This is a genomic window from Plantactinospora sp. CA-294935, assembly GCF_050936445.1.
Lineage (GTDB): Bacteria > Actinomycetota > Actinomycetes > Mycobacteriales > Micromonosporaceae > Plantactinospora.
Genome location: NZ_JBNJMU010000001.1, coordinates 6,394,625 through 6,410,515 on the forward strand (window position 1 = coordinate 6,394,625; position 15,891 = coordinate 6,410,515).

10 protein-coding genes are annotated in these 15,891 nt (G+C 72.4%); 6 read left to right on the top strand and 4 right to left on the bottom strand.

Features of this window, described 5'->3' with window-relative positions:
- Positions 1-956: 956 nt before the first annotated feature.
- Positions 957-3,614, top strand: a complete 2,658-nt coding sequence (locus ACQEVC_RS28175) for a LuxR C-terminal-related transcriptional regulator (protein WP_432883265.1) — start codon at positions 957-959, stop codon at positions 3,612-3,614.
- Here the strand turns inward: ACQEVC_RS28175 and ACQEVC_RS28180 are convergent.
- Together ACQEVC_RS28180 and ACQEVC_RS28185 are read right to left on the bottom strand one after the other, a co-directional pair.
- Positions 3,602-5,449 (bottom strand): ABC transporter ATP-binding protein, encoded by a 1,848-nt coding sequence (locus tag ACQEVC_RS28180; protein ID WP_432883268.1) that lies wholly within the window; start codon positions 5,447-5,449, stop codon positions 3,602-3,604. The two genes, ACQEVC_RS28175 and ACQEVC_RS28180, sit on opposite strands and share 13 nt — an antisense overlap.
- Positions 5,442-7,280, bottom strand: coding sequence for an ABC transporter ATP-binding protein (locus ACQEVC_RS28185; protein WP_432883270.1), 1,839 nt, complete (start codon positions 7,278-7,280; stop codon positions 5,442-5,444). Before ACQEVC_RS28185 ends, ACQEVC_RS28180 begins: the two co-directional genes overlap by 8 nt.
- 393 nt (positions 7,281-7,673) lie before the next feature.
- Here ACQEVC_RS28185 and ACQEVC_RS28190 point away from each other — a divergent pair, with 393 nt between their 5' ends.
- Positions 7,674-8,750: a radical SAM protein gene (locus tag ACQEVC_RS28190; protein ID WP_432883272.1), complete on the top strand. Its 1,077-nt coding sequence runs from the start codon at positions 7,674-7,676 to the stop codon at positions 8,748-8,750.
- 118 nt (positions 8,751-8,868) lie between these two features.
- Here ACQEVC_RS28190 and ACQEVC_RS28195 read toward each other — a convergent pair whose 3' ends face one another.
- Entirely contained in the window at positions 8,869-9,414 is a 546-nt protein-coding gene (locus tag ACQEVC_RS28195; protein WP_432883274.1) for a class I SAM-dependent methyltransferase, read from the bottom strand.
- A 509-nt stretch (positions 9,415-9,923) separates the two neighbouring features.
- On the bottom strand, positions 9,924-10,190 hold the full coding sequence (locus ACQEVC_RS28200) for a hypothetical protein (protein ID WP_432883277.1): 267 nt from the start codon (positions 10,188-10,190) through the stop codon (positions 9,924-9,926).
- Positions 10,191-10,526: 336 nt separating this feature from the next.
- Between ACQEVC_RS28200 and ACQEVC_RS28205 the strand changes: the two genes are divergently transcribed.
- The 4 genes from ACQEVC_RS28205 (at position 10,527) to ACQEVC_RS28220 (ending at position 15,843) form a co-directional block, all read left to right on the top strand.
- Positions 10,527-11,639 carry a serine hydrolase domain-containing protein gene (locus ACQEVC_RS28205; protein ID WP_432883280.1) on the top strand — a complete coding sequence of 371 codons (1,113 nt, stop codon included), beginning with the start codon at positions 10,527-10,529 and terminating at the stop codon, positions 11,637-11,639.
- A 504-nt stretch (positions 11,640-12,143) separates the two neighbouring features.
- Positions 12,144-12,641, top strand: a complete 498-nt coding sequence (locus tag ACQEVC_RS28210; protein WP_432891731.1) for a (2Fe-2S)-binding protein — start codon at positions 12,144-12,146, stop codon at positions 12,639-12,641.
- Between the two features lie 2 nt (positions 12,642-12,643).
- Complete coding sequence (locus ACQEVC_RS28215) at positions 12,644-13,639, top strand: FAD binding domain-containing protein (protein ID WP_432883283.1); 996 nt, start codon at positions 12,644-12,646, stop codon at positions 13,637-13,639.
- A 2-nt stretch (positions 13,640-13,641) separates the two neighbouring features.
- Positions 13,642-15,843: a xanthine dehydrogenase family protein molybdopterin-binding subunit gene (locus tag ACQEVC_RS28220; protein WP_432883286.1), complete on the top strand. Its 2,202-nt coding sequence runs from the start codon at positions 13,642-13,644 to the stop codon at positions 15,841-15,843.
- The last annotated feature ends 48 nt before the right edge of the window (positions 15,844-15,891 follow it).

Consider the following 15,891-nt stretch of genomic DNA (forward strand, 5'->3'; position numbering starts at 1 on the left):
AGGTGCGGTCGGTGGTACCGCTCGCCGTCGGAGCGGGCCTGATCGCGCTCCTGGTCGCGTCACCGTCGGAGCGGGTCTGATCGCGCTCCTGGTCGCGAACGAGTACCGGCTGCCCAATCCGCCCGTACCGGTCAGGGCGCTCGCCGCCGCGAGGAACCCGCCTGAGAGTCCCCGCCGTTCCTCAGCGCACTGCGGCGCGAGCGGCGGTAAGGAAGCGGTGGGGCAGCGCCGGCGTCGCCGTCCTGGCCGGGCAGCCCCGCACGCTGGGTATCCGACAGACCGGATCCCAACCCTCGGGGCGACGCTACGATTTTCTCGACACCGGGCAGAACCGCACGCCAGCCCTCGGGATCGGGATTCCGAACGGTAAAGCGAGCGCGGCACGCACCTGAAACTGGTTCGGCTCACTTTGTGCAATCGGAACGGATCAGTTCGGGTGCGCATGACGTATTTGCGGAGTCGGTCGGTTCTTGCGCCGTCGCGTATCTGTCGTTGATCATTTGATCCGGTCCGGGGGGAAGGGATCGTGGGCATGGCACACGCGTTGTGGACACGGTCCGTCGGGGCGCCGCGTGCCGGCCGTCCAGGCTGCGTTCAGTCACGATCCAGTCGCGCCTGGCATCGTCGGCCAATCCAACGACATTGAGCGAGTACTCGTGATGCTGGTACGGGGGATCCGAATGCCGAATCTCCGCAGGGCAAGATCCAGCCAAGGGCTGAGCTGGACCGAATTCTCCACTGTGGAAGCGAGCGGGATCCCGGTGTGCTCGTCTCGCAGGCCCGGTGCGTGGCGCATTCGTCACCGGTCACCGACTTGACCGCAATTCGGGTACGTCGCCCGAAGTTTCTTCCGACGATCAGGAAATATTCGTAATCGGCGTCGCCGAACCGAATTTCCGAACGACACATTCGACATCTGGCGAGATGTCGGTGTCCGCGGCAGGGAGGGGCAATCCGTGGACCGCATCCGGACACCACTGGTCGCACGATCCGGCCTGGTCCAGCAGATCATCACCGCGCTGACCACCGACCGGGGGGCCGTACTGGTGGGGCAGCGGGGGACCGGCCGTACGACACTCGTCGAGATCGTGACCCGGCAACTGTCGACCGACCGCTACGCCGTCACCCGTACCACCGCCACCGAGGCGGGACGTCCGATTCCGTTCGGACCGTTCTGCCAGCTGTTTCCGGTCACCGGCGACCTCGCCCTCGTCCCCGGCAGGATCCGCGCCGAGCTGGTGCGACGTGGACGATCACGTACGCCCCTGCTGGTCGTCGAGGATGCGCACTGGATGGACGACCGGTCGGCGAGTACCCTGCTCGGTCTCGCGCACGACAGTCACATCCGGTTGATGGTCACCACCCGGGCCGACGTGGCGACGCCCGACGCCGTCGTGGCGCTCTGGAAGGACCGGCATCTGCGTCGGGTCGACCTGCCACCGCTGGACCCGGCGGAGACGGCGACCCTGATGCAGGCGATGCTCGGTCACGCAGTCGCCTCGACCACCGTGCAGCTTGTCTACCAGTGGACCGGCGGCAACCCGCGACTGGCGACCGAGCTGGTCCGGCACGGCACCGCCACCGGCCGACTGGTCCGCGACCGGGGCCTGTGGTGGTGGCGTGGTCCGCTCAGCGTGCCACCGCATCTGGTCGAGCTGTTCCTTCCCGAACCCAACCGGCTCACCCCGACCCACCGGGACGCGCTGGCCGCGCTCGCCGTGAGTGATGACCTGCCGATCGAGCTGGTCGACCGGGTCGCCCCGGCTGCCGTCGAGGAGCTGGAGGATCTGGACCTGTTGCGTACCACGGACACCGAGGACGGGGTGTCCGTGGGATTCAGCCATCCGTTGCTCCAGGCGATCGCCTGGGCACAGGTGTCACCGGCCCGGCGGCGGCGGGTCGCGTCGGCGCTCGTCGAGGCGGCGCACGAAGTCGGTGGTACGGCACCGGATCCGGTCACGGTCGCCCGCTGGCAGGTGGCCGTGGGTGCGCCGGTCACCGGGGCGGTGTTGACGGATGCCGCCCGGCGGATACGTTCGCACGATCCGGAGCAGGCGCTCCGGCTGGCGCGGATCGCGTTCGGTCGGGACCGGTCCGCGCGCGCCACGGTCGTGCTGGCCGACGCGCTCGCCGAGCGGGGTACCGGACGCGAGGCGCAGTCGATACTTTACCAGGCGACCGCGTCCGACCGTTCGGCCGCCGGCCGCATCGTGCTCTCGGCGGCGCTCGCCCTGCACCGCTGTGCGACCGAGCGTGACCCGGCGTCCGCCCACGCCGACCTGCGGGCGCTGCGCGCCGTCGCGTCGCTGGACGCACCCGGGGCCGACGTCGTGGACGGCGCCGACGCGCTCGTCCTGCTGGTCGGTCAGCGCCCGGCCGAGGCCATCCGGGTCGCCGACAGGTTGCTGCACCGGCTGCCCGGCGCCGGGTCGGCCGGCGGCTCTTCCGCGCTGCGGTGCCGGATCGTCCGTACGGTGGCGCTGGCCCTCGTGGGCCGCACCGACGAGGCGGCCGCCGCCGGCGCGGCGGTGGCGGCGGATGCCGGCGGCGGCGCCGGGGCCCCGGACACGGCGGGGCTGGCCGCGGCGGCGCTGGCCCTGGTCGGGCTCTGGCGGGACGGCAGCGCGTCGCTGCCGGTCACCGATCCGATCCTCGGGCGCTGGCCGAGGCCACCGGGGACGGTACCCGGAACCCGGCTACGTGCCGTCGACTGGCCGCTGCTGGTCGGGTACGCACGGCTGCTCCGTGCCGAGTACCCCGCCGCGATCGCGCCGCTGCGTGAGGCGCTGGCGCAACAGGCGGTCGGTTTCCGGCCGTTCCGGTCGGAGGCGTCGGCGTGGCTCGCCGTGTCGCTTGCCGGGACCGGGCGACCGGACGACGCGCAGCGGGTGCTGGACGTGGAGCCGCCGGACCGGCTGGCGGTGCTGCCGGGCCTCCGGCCGTGGGCCGACGGGGCGGTCGCCGCTGCCCGAGGCGACACCCGGTCCGCCGGGCGGCGTCTGGAGGAGGCGGTGGCGGCGGCACACACGGCGGGTTGCTGGAGCGTCGAGCTGCAGTATCTGACCTGGGCGGCGCGGTTGCCGCCCGCCGACCAGCCGGTCGCGCTGGCCGACCGGGTCGCCCGCTGTCTGCGGTACGTGGACGCGAGGCGGCTGGTGACCGAGGCGCGCGGCGAGCTGGCGCTGCTCAGCCGTGACCGCGCGGGCCTGCTCGAACACGCCACCCGGCTCGCCGAGATGGGGCTGCACCGGCCGGCATGGCGGCTGGCCGAGGCCGCCACCTGGGTGTTGCCCGGGCGCGACCAGGACTACGCCCGGGCCGTCGCGCTGGCCGGTCGGCTCCGCGGCGCCCTCGGCCTGCCCGCACCGAACCTCGCGTCGCCGACCCTGACGGCCCGGGAGAACGAGGTCGCGGCCCTCGCCGCCACCGGTCTGCCCAATCGGGAGATCGCGACCCGGCTGGTCGTGTCGGCCAGGACCGTCGAGAGCCACCTGGCCCGGGTGTACCGGAAACTCGGCATCGGTTCCCGTCGTGAGCTGCGGGCGGACTGGTTCAGCCGGGCTGCCGAGGGCGTTCCGGGGTCGCCCACCACCCCGGACACCTACCTGGTCTGACCCGAGCCTGCCCGGACCTCGCCCCGGGTCGCCGCCGCAGTCGACTCCAGGACCGTCGGGCCGGAGACGTACGCGGCGGCGTGCAGCGCGTACATCTCGGCGTAGCGACCGGCCCGGTCGACCAGCTCGGCGTGCGGGCCGTACTCGACTATCCGGCCCTCGTGCAGGACCACGATCAGGTCCGCGTCGCGCACCGTGGTGAGCCGGTGCGACACCACGACGGTGATCGGCGCGTCGGTGGCCGGCCCGCCCGGTGCGAGGTACCTGCGCAGCAGTTCGGCCTCGCTGTCCGGGTCGAGGCTCGCCGCCGGCTCGTCGAGCAGCACCACCGTGGGTGCGGTCCGCATCCGGCCCCGGGCGAGCGCGAGCTTCTGCCACTGGCCGGACGACAGGTCGGTACCGTCCGGGAACGTCCGGCCGAGCCGGCTGTCGAGGCCGGCGGGCAGCCCTGCCACCACGGTGGCCGCGCCGGCCGATTCCAGCGCGCCGTTCACCGCCTCCCGGTCGTCGATCGCGCCGAGCCGGCCGACGCCGACCGACTCCCTGGCCAGCAGTTCGAACCGGCAGAAGTCCTGGAAGACCGCGGTGACCCGGCTCCGCCACAGGTCCGGGTCCACCTGCGCCAGGTCCTGCCCGCCGAACGTGATGCGCCCGGTCGACGGCGGGTAGAGGCCGGCCAGCAGCGCGACCAGGGTGGACTTGCCGGCACCGTTGTCACCGACGACCGCGACGGTGGCGCCGGCCGGCAGCCGGAGGTCGATCGGGCCCAGCGCCGGAGTCGCCTCGCCGGGGTACCGGAAGCTGACGCCGTCGAGGACGAGGTCGCCGCGCTCGGGCAGGTCCCGGCTCCGCCCGACAATGGCACCGGGGTGCGGATATCCGGCCAGCCGCTGGTAGAGCGCGACGGTGTGCAGCGAACGGCGCAGCCATCCGATCAGGAAACTCAGTCCGGTGGTGGCGCCGACCAGCCGGGTGCCGAGCAGCAGCACCAGGACCGCCTCCCCGGCCGACGCGGTGCCGGAGAGCACGGACCGGGTGACGATGTACAACCCGCCGACGAGCGCGACGCAGAACAGCAGCCAACCGGCCGCCACCGCGACCGCGCCGCGCGCCCGGGCGGCTTCCCGGCGGCGCGCCGAGACGGCGAAGGCCTCCCGGTGCCGGGCGGCGATCTCGCCGCCCAGCCGGTACAGCCGGACCTCGGGGGCGGCGGCCGGATCGGTGGCCAGGGTCAGCAGCGCCGCGCGTTGCCGGTCGGCCTCGGCGCCGGCCACCTCGGCCGCGGCGACGATACCCGCCTGAGCGCGGATGGCGAGGGCCAGCGGCACGATGAACACCGGAAGCAGGGCCAGCACCGGACTGACGACGGCCATCAGGGCCACCGCGCCGACGAACCGGGCCAGCAGGCCGGCGTTCTCCACCAGCGCCGCGAACGCACCGCCGAACTCGGTGCGGCGCTGCCGTACCAGCTCGGCCGTGTCGAGGAACTCGGGGTCGTGGTAGTGGCTGACGTGGGCGGGACCGGAGCACAACGCCATCAGACGGCGGTCGAACTCGAGTCCGACCCGCTGCTGGAGCACCTGCCGGAGGTCGGTGGCGACCGCGCTCGCCTGGTGCACGAAGACGGTGACGAGGACGAGGACCAGACCGCCGGTCAGCGCCTCGGTGACCTGCCGGGCGACCGCGCCGTCGACCATGCTGCGCAGCCCCAGCGCCTGCGCCGCCGCGACGATGTTGAACAGCGGGACGAAGATCATGACCAGTACCGCGCGTCGCGGGTCCGCCCGGACCGCGACGCCCACCACCAGGCGGGCGGCGCTCAACCAGCTACCCACGACGGCCTCCTGCCGGATCGGTGAAGGGCGCGGACTGCACCCGGAACATCTGGGCGTACCGGCCGTCGGCCGCGAGCAACTCGTGGTGGCTGCCGTACTCGCTCACCCGGCCGCCCCGCACCACCGCGATCCGCTCGGCCAGCCGGACGGTGGCGAACCGGTGTGACACCAGGATCGTGGTGATGCCGGCCGTGATCTCCAGGAACCGGGCGTAGAGTTCGTACTCCGCCTCGATGTCCAGGTGCGCGGTGGGTTCGTCCAGGACCAGGACCTTGGCGCCCTGCCGCACCGCGTAGAGCGCCCGGCTCAGCGCCAGCCGCTGCCACTGTCCGCCGGACAGCTCGGTCCCGCCGGTGTAGGCGCTGGTCAGCGGGGTGTCCCAGCCGTCCGCCAGCCCCTGCTCCACGCCGAGGAAACCACCGAGCCGGGCGGCCTCGACCACCGCGTCCCTGGTGCCGGCCGCCTCGACGGCGCCGAAGGCGATGTTGTCGCGCACCGAGAACGGGTACCGGCCGAAGTCCTGGAACACGACGGCCAGTTGCCGGCGCCAGCTCGCGAGATCGTAATCGTGCAGGTTCCGCCCGTCTACGAGGATCCGGCCGGCGTCCGGCCGGTAGAGCCCGGCCAGCAGCTTGGTGATGGTGCTCTTGCCGGCGCCGTTGTCCCCGACGATCGCCAGCGAGGACCCGGCCGGGATGACCAGGTCCAGGTCGTCGAGGACCGCGCGGGCGTCGCCGGGATATCCGAAGGAGACCCGCTCGAAGCGGATCTCCCGGTGCGGCAGCCCGGTCGCGGCCTGTCCGGCGACGGCGGGCCGCTGGCCTCCCAGCGCACTCACGGCGAGCGCCGGCGGTACCGCCGCACTGGCCAGGTGCAGCCGCCGTTGCAGGTCGCCGGTGAACCCCAGGGCGAACAGACCCAGCAGCGCCTGGAGGGCGATGGTCAGGTGCCCGACCGACGGGTCGCCGGTGCTGGCCCCGTACGCCAGCGGTACCACGACGACGACGTGTGCCGCCAGCAGCAGCCCGCTCGCCGCCAGGTGCCGCCGGCCGTCGGTGGTCTTGCGGCGCATCTCGACGATGCCGTCCCACCATTCCCGGGTGAAGCGTTCGGCGAGCCACTGGTGCAGGCCGAACAGGCGTAGCTCCTTGGCCGACGGCGCGGTCACCGTGATGTCGCGCAGGTACGCCGCGTGCCGTAGCTGAACGGTTCGCGCGGTGTTGGCGACGACGGCACGGGCCATCTCCTTCTCCTGCCAGCGGCCGGTGACGATCCAGGCGGCGCCGAGTACGACCGGCATCCACCACTGTCCGGCCCAGCCGAGCAGGACCGCGGACGCCAACCCGGTGAGCCGGAGCGGGACCAGCGCGGCCAGCGCGTTGACGGCCTGTCCGGGGGCGTGACCGCCGATCCCGACCCCGCGCGCCTGCTCGATCCGGTCGGCGACGTCCGGGTCGTCCAGGTGCGCGACCCCGGTGGGGCGCAGTGCGCCCTCGACGGTGCGTTGGGCCAGGCTGCCGTCGACCGCGGTACTCAGCTTGGCGGTGACCATCGCGCGGATCGGCTCCAGGGCGATGTCCAGGACGAGGGCCAGCGCCAGGAGGGTGAGCCCGGACCACGCCGCTCGGGACGCCGCCGGACCACCGCCGGCGGTCAGCGCCGTGACCAGTCGGCCGATCGCCAGCGGCAGCAGCACGACGCCCGCGACCTGTCCGGCGACGAGCGCGGCGAGCAGCGCGGTGAGCGGGGCGTTGACCCGCGGCAGCTCGCGGACGAGCGCCGACACACTGCCGGGGCGGCGGGTCACGCCGGCTGTCGGTGAGGTCGACACGGGCACACTCCTTGTGACGTCGACGGGTTCGGTACAGCGCCGCGGTGGCCACCCGCGCGGGGTGGCCACCGCCATCAGGCACCTGGCCCCTTACGAGGCGTCGACCGGCGGGTAAGCGCGCATGATCCACCTCCTCTGCTGGCGACGGACAGTGCACCGTGGCGGCCGCCACGCCAGAACGCTAGGTGCCACGGCGCACCGGGGAATCGGTAGTCGGGTACGCAACCGCCGTGCCGGCGCCACCGAGGGCCGACCGGTACGCGTACGCCGTCGGTGGGCCGGACCTGCGTATCCGGTGGTGCCGCTTGCGTATCCGTCGCCGATGTCCCGGGCGGTTCGCCGCCCGTACAGTTCCGGCGACCGCACTGCCGATTCCTTCGGGAGACCCGTCTCATGAATGTCGACGCAGGTCCCAACGTCCTCATCTGGGACGTCACCTTCGCCTGTCCACTGCGCTGCTCGCACTGCTACACCGAGTCGGGCCGGCGGCGCCCGCAGAATCTCAGCCACGAGGAGATGCTGAAGGTGGCGGACGCGCTGATCACCTTCCGGCCGATCATGATCACGCTCTGCGGGGGTGAACCGCTCACCGTGCCGCGCATCGTGGAGGTGGTGGAACGGTTCGCCGCGGCGGGCGTACGGGTCTTCCTGTACACCAGTGGTTGGTCACTGCCGGAGCGGACGGTCCGGGACCTGGCCGGCATGGTCGCCAAGATGGTGGTCAGCGTCGACGGCGCCACGGCGGAGGTGCACGACGGGATCCGTGGCCGCGCCGGCTCCTTCGACCGGGCCATGGCCGCGCTGGCACTGCTCGACGCGGAGAGCGCCCGGCGTGTCGCGGCAGGGGAGTCCCCGCTGCGGTACGGCATCGACAACGTGGTGGTCCGCAGCAACTACCACCAGCTCGACGAGATGTGCACCTCCGTCGTGCCGAGGTTCCCGAACCTGAGCGAGGTGGCGTTCGGCGCGGTGGTGCCCACCGGCCTGGCCAGTCGGGTGTCGTACGGCGCGCACGAGATGCTGACCGACGAGCAGGTCGCGGCACTGGTCGACGAGGGGACGAGGCAGCGGCTCCAGCAGGCCGTGCCGGCGTCGGTCACCGTCTCCACCACCGACAACTTCGGCGTGCAGATGCACCCCGACTACATCGCCAGCCACCCCGACTTCCGTCCACTGGAGATCGAACCGGACGGCAGGGTGCGGGCGATGCCGATCTACGAGGGCACCGTCGGCAGCCTGCTGACCGAGGATCCGTTCGTGCTGTGGGAACGCGCCCGCAGCCGGTGGCACGACCCCTTCGTCCTGGAGTGCCTGCGCGCAATCCGCACCAGGACGGACTGGGCCGAGGCGGTGCGCCGGATCGACTACCGGTTCGGCTCGGACGAGGTCCGCGCCCGGATCGACCGGCGTCCGGTCTTCGATCCGGACCAGCCGCAGCGGCGGCTCGCGCTGCGACCGGTCCGCGGCTGAGTCCTCGCCCTCGCGAAGGCGCCGGGGCCGGACGGGCCGGCCCCGGGCCGTGACGTGACCGCCAGTATGCGGCGATCGTGGGCACTCCGATGTCGGCGTGGACTCCCCGCCGCTCGCCTCAGGACGTCGGCGTGGCGGTGATGCAGGTGAGCACCCGGCCCTGCCCGCGGACCTCCATCGATCTGGTGGTGCTGAACCCCTGGGCGCGGAGCAACCGTTCGGTCGAGGTGACGTTTGCCACGGGGTGCGCGGAGGTGGGCCGCTCGCCGAACACGTAGAGCCGCCCGCCGGGAGCCAGCAGGTTCCGCATCCGATGGATCTGTCGCGTCGCCGCACCCAGCCAGAACAGGTTGACGTTCACGGCGAAGATCTTGGTGAAGTACCGGGTCGGGAGGTCGGCCGACTCGAACTCGGCGAGTCGGATCTCGGCCGTGCCCGACCGGATGTGGCTCGCGTTACGTTCGGTCGCGAGCCGCGTCATCGTCGCCGCGCGGTCGATCGCGACGATCCGGCCGGTGACGAGCCGGCTGGCGACCAGGGAGACGGCCACTCCGCGCCCGCATCCGATCTCCAACAGGCGGTCGTGGGGGGCGACAGCCATCGTCTCCACCGCCCAACGCTGCCGGTAGGTGGCCGCGAGGGCCTGGGCCGACGCGTCTGGCACCGGGACGGGGTCGCTGGCGAGGAGACCCGGATCGCGGGTCGGGAGGGTACATCTCACAACGTCACTCGCCGGTCCGGGTTCTGGTCACACACCCGATTTCACCCCTCTGGATCGCCGGATGCACCGTGTCCTCGGTCACCGTGCGGCCGGGCCGAGCATCCGGCAGGTCATCGCCGGGCGCGCCGGGCGGATGGCCCCAGGGTGCGTCGGGTAAGGCTACGGCCTGCGGCCGCCCCCGTCCGCCCTGCGGAGCTGGCCGCGCGTCGGCGGGAACGCCGAGCGTAGGAGTTCCCCCGGTTGGCGGGCAGAAACTGGCCAACTGACGGCGGGCGGTAATGGCCGCCCAGGCGCCAGGTCACCGACCACGGACGATCAACCGATTTCTGGTGAACCCCGCGTGAACGGGCGATATCAGTCGCGCAGGGCGGTGTGTGCTTGTCCGCCGAGGTTCCTCGACGTCGGGCACGTCGTCTGGCTTGGGCGGCGAGACGGGCGGGTCGGCTCCGCGGTCACCGGGACGTCGGCCGGCGGAGAACGGCGCGGTCGACGGCCGGATCCCCGGTGCGGTACCGGACCGGCGGCACCGGCCGGCGGCCGCGAGCGCCGCCTTCCCAACCTTCACCGCGTTCTCGGGGTTCGCCAGGAACCCACCGGTCCGGTACGCGAAGGAACCGCACCAGGTTGTCGCCGCGGATCTGCTCGCAGTCGACCGCCGTGTCGTCCCGCGCGTCGTTCAGCCGTCCGAGCGCGTCCAGCTCCACCGCAAAGGCCGCCATGGCTTCTCTCCCACCAGTGTCGACAGCACGCCGTTCCGCCGGGTCCGACAGCTCGCCTGCCAGCGGACGTCGCAACGTGGCGCTGCCCGCCGGGACGAGGCCGCGGCCGGCCGCGATGTGCTGAGCCAGCGTGGGATAGAACCATCCAGGAGGAGCTGCCCAGATTCCGCCCAGACCCCGCCCAGTCGCCGGCAGGGAAAAGGTCCGGGTCGAGCAGCGCGACTCGCGGTGGGCCCCGGACGAGCTTTCGGGGGAGAACCAGGGCGTTCCCGGATATGTCGGCCGTCCCTCACTCGTCAGGCTCGTTCTTGACGAACTGCTCACGAGGGGGTCGGGATGAGGCGGGTGCATGCGGCTCTGCTGGCTGCGGCGACAGCGCTGGCGGTGATCGCGGCGCCGGCTGCCCGTGCCGCCCCGGAGGAAACGGACCGGTTCGGGCTGCAGCGACGGCTGGACGACGTCGTGGCCGCCGGCGCGGTGGGTGCGCTGGCGGAGGTGCGTGACGAGCATGGCGTGTGGCGGGGTACCAGCGGTGTCGCCGAACTGGGCACGACGCGGGCGGTCCCGGTTGACGGCCGGTTCCGGGTCGGCAGCGTCAGCAAGACGTTCGTCGCCACCGTCGTCCTGCAACTCGTGGACGAGGGTCGGTTGCGGCTGGACGACACGGTCGAGGCGTGGCTGCCCGGAGTCGTCCCGGGCGGTCACCGCGTCACCGTGCGCCATCTGCTCAACCACACCAGCGGGTTGTACGACTACCTGGCCACCCTGCCGATGCCGCCGAGGTCGGACTTCCTGGCCAACCGGTGGCGGACCTGGACCGCGGCCGAGCTGGTCGCGCGGGCGGTGGCGAACAACCCGACGTTCGAGCCCCCGGGTTCGGCCTTCGGCTACTCGAACACCGGCTACCTGCTGCTCGGCCAGATCGTCGATCGGGTGACCGGCTCGTCGTACGGCGCGGAGATCGAGCGCCGGGTCGTCGAGCCGTTGCGGTTGCGCGGCACGTCGGTGCCGGGCACGTTCCCGCGCATCCGCGGTCCGCATCCGCGCGGCTACGTGCCGACCGGACAGGACGGCGAGGACCTCGTCGACTACACGAAGATGAATCCGTCGGTGATGGGCGCGGGTGGCGAGATGATCTCCAGTACGAGAGACCTCAACCGGTTCTTCGCCGCACTGCTCGGCGGCCGCCTGCTGCCGGTTCACCTGCTCGACGAGATGAAGACACCGGGTGTCGAGCACAGCAGGTACGGGCTCGGGCTGGCCTGGTGGCGGGACACCTCCTGCGGGGTCCGGGTGTACGGCAACGACGGCGATGCCGTGGCGTACCAGTCCTGGTCGTTCTCCACCGAGGACGGTGGCCACCAGGTCACGGTCGCGCTGACCCCCGACTTTTCCGGTGACCTCGACGTCGCCGTCGACGCGTTTCTGAACGAGGCGCTCTGCGGCTGACCAGTGAACCTTTTTCAACCTCCCCTTTCGGTCCGTCCGAGCGCGAGGTCAAACGCGGTGTGTGAGCGCCGCGCGGTGCAGGGTTGAAAGGTTCAGTGGTGATCTCCGGTCCGGACGGCGGCCCGCCGGAGCGCGGGGTCCCGGGCGGTGGAATCCGGGGTGCTGCCGCCATCGCCACGATCATCTTGATCGCGGCGTGCCTGCACCGGGTCGTCCCGGCTATCCGGAAAGGTTTCGGGGCGCGCGGACATCGACGACGCGGCGTCCTGCTGCGATCGCAGACCTCCGCTTTCCACGGGCTTCGGCTCACCGGTCGAGGCGAGGTCCGTCGAGTTTCCACGGGCTCCGGCTCACCGGTCGAGGCGGTCGGGGCGATGTCGGTCGAGCCGGCTTCGCGAATCCGGCCTTATCTGCCCCAACTATCGCAGATACTCCATCCCGTACGGCATTTCCGGGCAGGGGAGCGGGGGAGACGTGAGTCGAGACGACGGAATCGGGGGCGCCATGGGCCCGCCCGCACCGAGCGGGGCCACCCAGATCCAGTTGACGCTGACCGTGAACGGTGCCGACCACGGGCTGCGGCTCGACAACCGGGTCACCCTGCTCGACGCGCTGCGTGACGACTTGGGCCTGGTGGGCACGAAGAAGGGCTGTGACCAGGGCACCTGTGGGGCGTGCACCGTGCTGGTCGACGGCCGGCGGGTGCTCGCCTGCCTCACCCTCGCCGCCCAGTGCGAGGGCCGGCAGGTGACCACGATCGAGGGCCTGGCCGGTGACGGGCACCGGCATCCCCTGCAGGAGGCGTTCCTGCGCCACGACGGGTTCCAGTGCGGGTACTGCACTCCCGGTCAGATCATGTCGGCGGTCGCCCTGCTCCGCGAGGGGCGCGCGGGTTCCGACGAGGAGATCCGCGAGTTCATGAGCGGCAACATCTGCCGCTGCGGCGCGTACCCGAACATCCTCGCCGCCATCCGCGAGGTCGCCCGCGCGGGGGTGGCGTAACCGTGCGTGCCTTCGAGTATCTGCGCCCCGACGACGTGGGCACCGCGGTGGCGCTGGTCAGCGCCGACCCCGCGGCCCAGTTCCTCGCCGGGGGCACCACCCAGGTCGACCTGATGCTCAAGGACGGCATTCTCGATCCGGAGCGGCTGGTCGACATCACCCGGCTGCCGCTTGCCGGGATCACCGCCGACGACCGGACGTTGCGGGTCGGCGCGCTGACCACGATGGAGGAGATGGCCGCCGATCCGACGGTGGCCCGGCGTCTTCCGCTGGTCCGCACGGCGTTGCTCGCCGGGGCGTCGCCGCAGTTGCGCAACATGGCGACGATCGGCGGCAACCTCCTGCAACGGACCCGCTGCCGCTACTTCCGGGATCCGACGGTGCCGGACTGCAACAAGCGGCGGCCGTCGTCGGGCTGTGCGGCCATCACGGGTGCGGCGGCCCGGATGCACGCGATCCTCGGGGCGGGGGAGAGCTGTATCGCGCTGCACGCCTCGGATCTCTGCGTACCGCTGGTGGCGCTGGACGCGGTGGTGCAGGTGCGCGGTGTCGACGGCGAGCGCGAGATTCCGCTGACCGAGTTCTACGTGCTGCCGGGCGACCGGCCGGACGTCGAGACGGTGCTGCGGCACGGCGACCTGGTCACCGGGGTCGCGGTGCCGCTGCTGCCGCCGGCGGCCCGGTCGGGCTACCTCAAGGTGCGCGACCGCGCCTCGTACGAGTTCGCCCTCGTCTCGGTCGCCGCCGTGCTCGTGGTGGAGGACGGCAGGATCACCGAGGCCCGGGTCGGCCTCGGCGGGGTGGGGACGGTCCCCTGGCGGGCGTGGGCCGCCGAGCGGGTGCTGACCGGTGCCCCGGCTGTCGCCGAGACGTTCCGGTCGGCGGCGGCCGCCGAACTCCAGGAACCGTTCGTCGTGCCGGGCACGGCGTTCAAACCGGAGCTGGCCCGGCGGACGATCGTGCGGGCGCTGGAGACCGTCGCGGGGTACCAGCCGTGACCATGACCGAGCCGACCACGGTCGTCGGGGCCGGTGTCGACCGGGTGGACGGGCCGCTCAAGGTGGCGGGCGCGGCGGCGTACCCGTCCGACGTCAGCTATCCGGGAATGGTCCACGCCGCACCGGTACGCAGCACCATTGCCGCCGGCCGGATCAGCAGCATCGACACCGCCGCCGCCGAAGCCATGCCCGGGGTCCTGGCGGTGCTCACCCACCACAACGCGGCACGGCTCAACCGGGGACCGGAGAACAACCTCGGACCGACCCCGCCCCCGCCGCTGCAGGACGACCGGATCCTGCACAACGGGCAGTACGTGGCGGTGGTGGTCGCCGAGCGGCCGTACCAGGCAGCGGCGGCGGCCCGTGCCGTCACCGTCGGCTACGAGCGCGCCGACCCGGTGCTGGAGATCGACGACCCGCGCGGTGAACTGCGTACGAACCCGTTCGACACCGACGCCGAGCGGGGCGACGTCGCCACCGCGCTCGGCTCCGCCGACGTCGTGCACGAGGCGACCTACAGCACGGCGGAGAACACCAACAACCCGTTGGGGCCCTTCGCGACAGTGGCGGCCTGGGACGGCGACCAGGTCACGGTCCACGACTCGACCCAGTGGACCTCGAACGTGCGGACCACCGTCGCCGAGGTGTTCGGGCTGCCGGAGCCGGCGGTCCGGGTGTACGCGAAGTACGTCGGCGGCGGCTTCGGATCCGGTCTGCGGGTGTGGCAACACGTGATCCTGGCGGTGCTCGCCGCCCGTACCGTGGGCCGGCCGGTGAAGCTGGTGCTCTCCCGTCCGGAGATGTTCACCGGGGTCGGGCACCGGCCCAACACGGTGCAGACGATCAGGATCGGCGCCCGCCGGACCGGTGAGCTGGTCGCGATCGACCACGAGTCCGTGCAGACCGTGGCGATGGGGGACGAGAACATGGAGCCGGTGGCGTCGGTCAGCGGCAACTCGTACGCCTGCCCGAACGTGGCGCACCGCGACCGGCAGCGGCGGCTGAACATCCCCTGTCCCGGTTCGATGCGGGCACCTGGCGAGGCCCAGGGCAACTTCGCGCTGGAGTCGGCGCTGGACGAACTCTCCTACCGGCTGAACCTGGACCCGCTGACGCTGCGGATGCGCAACTACGCCGAAACGCAGCCGCAGTACGGCCTGCCGTGGTCGAGCAAGGCGCTGCGCGAGTGCTACGAGGTGGGGGCGGAACGGTTCGGCTGGTCCCGCCGTGAGCCCGGGGTCGGCGCGATGCGGGACGGCCGGTGGCTGGTCGGCTACGGCATGGCCGGGGTGAGCTACCTGTGGTGGCAGGTGCGCTGCGAGGCCCGGGCCAGCATCGGCCGGGACGGCACCGCCTACGTCAGCAGCGCCGCCACCGACATCGGCACCGGCACCTATACCGTGATGTGGCAGCTCTCGGCGGAGCTGCTCGGGCTGGAGTTGGCGCAGGTCCGGTTCGACCTGGGCGACTCGGAGATGCCCTGGGCGCCGCAGGCGGGCGGGTCGGGGCTGACCGGCGCGCTCGGCAACGCCGTGTACGCGAGCTGCCGTGAGCTGGTCCGGCGGTTCCTCCACACCGTCGCGGACGATCCCGAGTCGCCGCTGCGCGGCTGCACGATCGACGACGTCGCGGTCAGCGGCGGGCGCATCCACCACCGCGCCAACCCCGGGCAGGGCGAAAGCTACTCCGCGATCCTGGCCCGGCACGGGCTCGACGAGCTGACCGCCCAGGCGGCGAGCGCCCCGCCCGAGGCGCAGCAGGTGGGGATGGCGCCGGCCGGCGCCTTCGCGGCGAAGTTCGTCGAGGTGCACGTCGACCCGGATCTGGGACTGTTGCGGATCCCCCGGGTGGTCTCGGTGATCGACGGGGGCCGGATCCTCAACGAGAAGTTGGCCCGCAGCCAGATCATCGGCGGGATCGTCGGCGGGATCGGCCAGGCGTTGTTCGAGGAGACCCGCACCGACGCCCGGACCGGCCGGATCGCCAACGCCAACCTCGGCGACTACCTCGTCCCGGTGCACGCGGACATCGGCGAGGTGGACGTGGTCTTCGTCGGCGCACCGGACCGGCTGACCCCGGTCGGCACCAAAGGGGTCGGCGAGGTCGGGCTGCCCGGCGTACCCGCCGCGATCGCGAACGCGGTCTACCACGCTACCGGCAAACGTATCCGTTCCCTGCCGATAACCATCGACCAGCTTCTCTGAGTTGGACGTCGGTTGGGCGGCGGCGGGCGCCGGGGTGAGCTGGGCGGT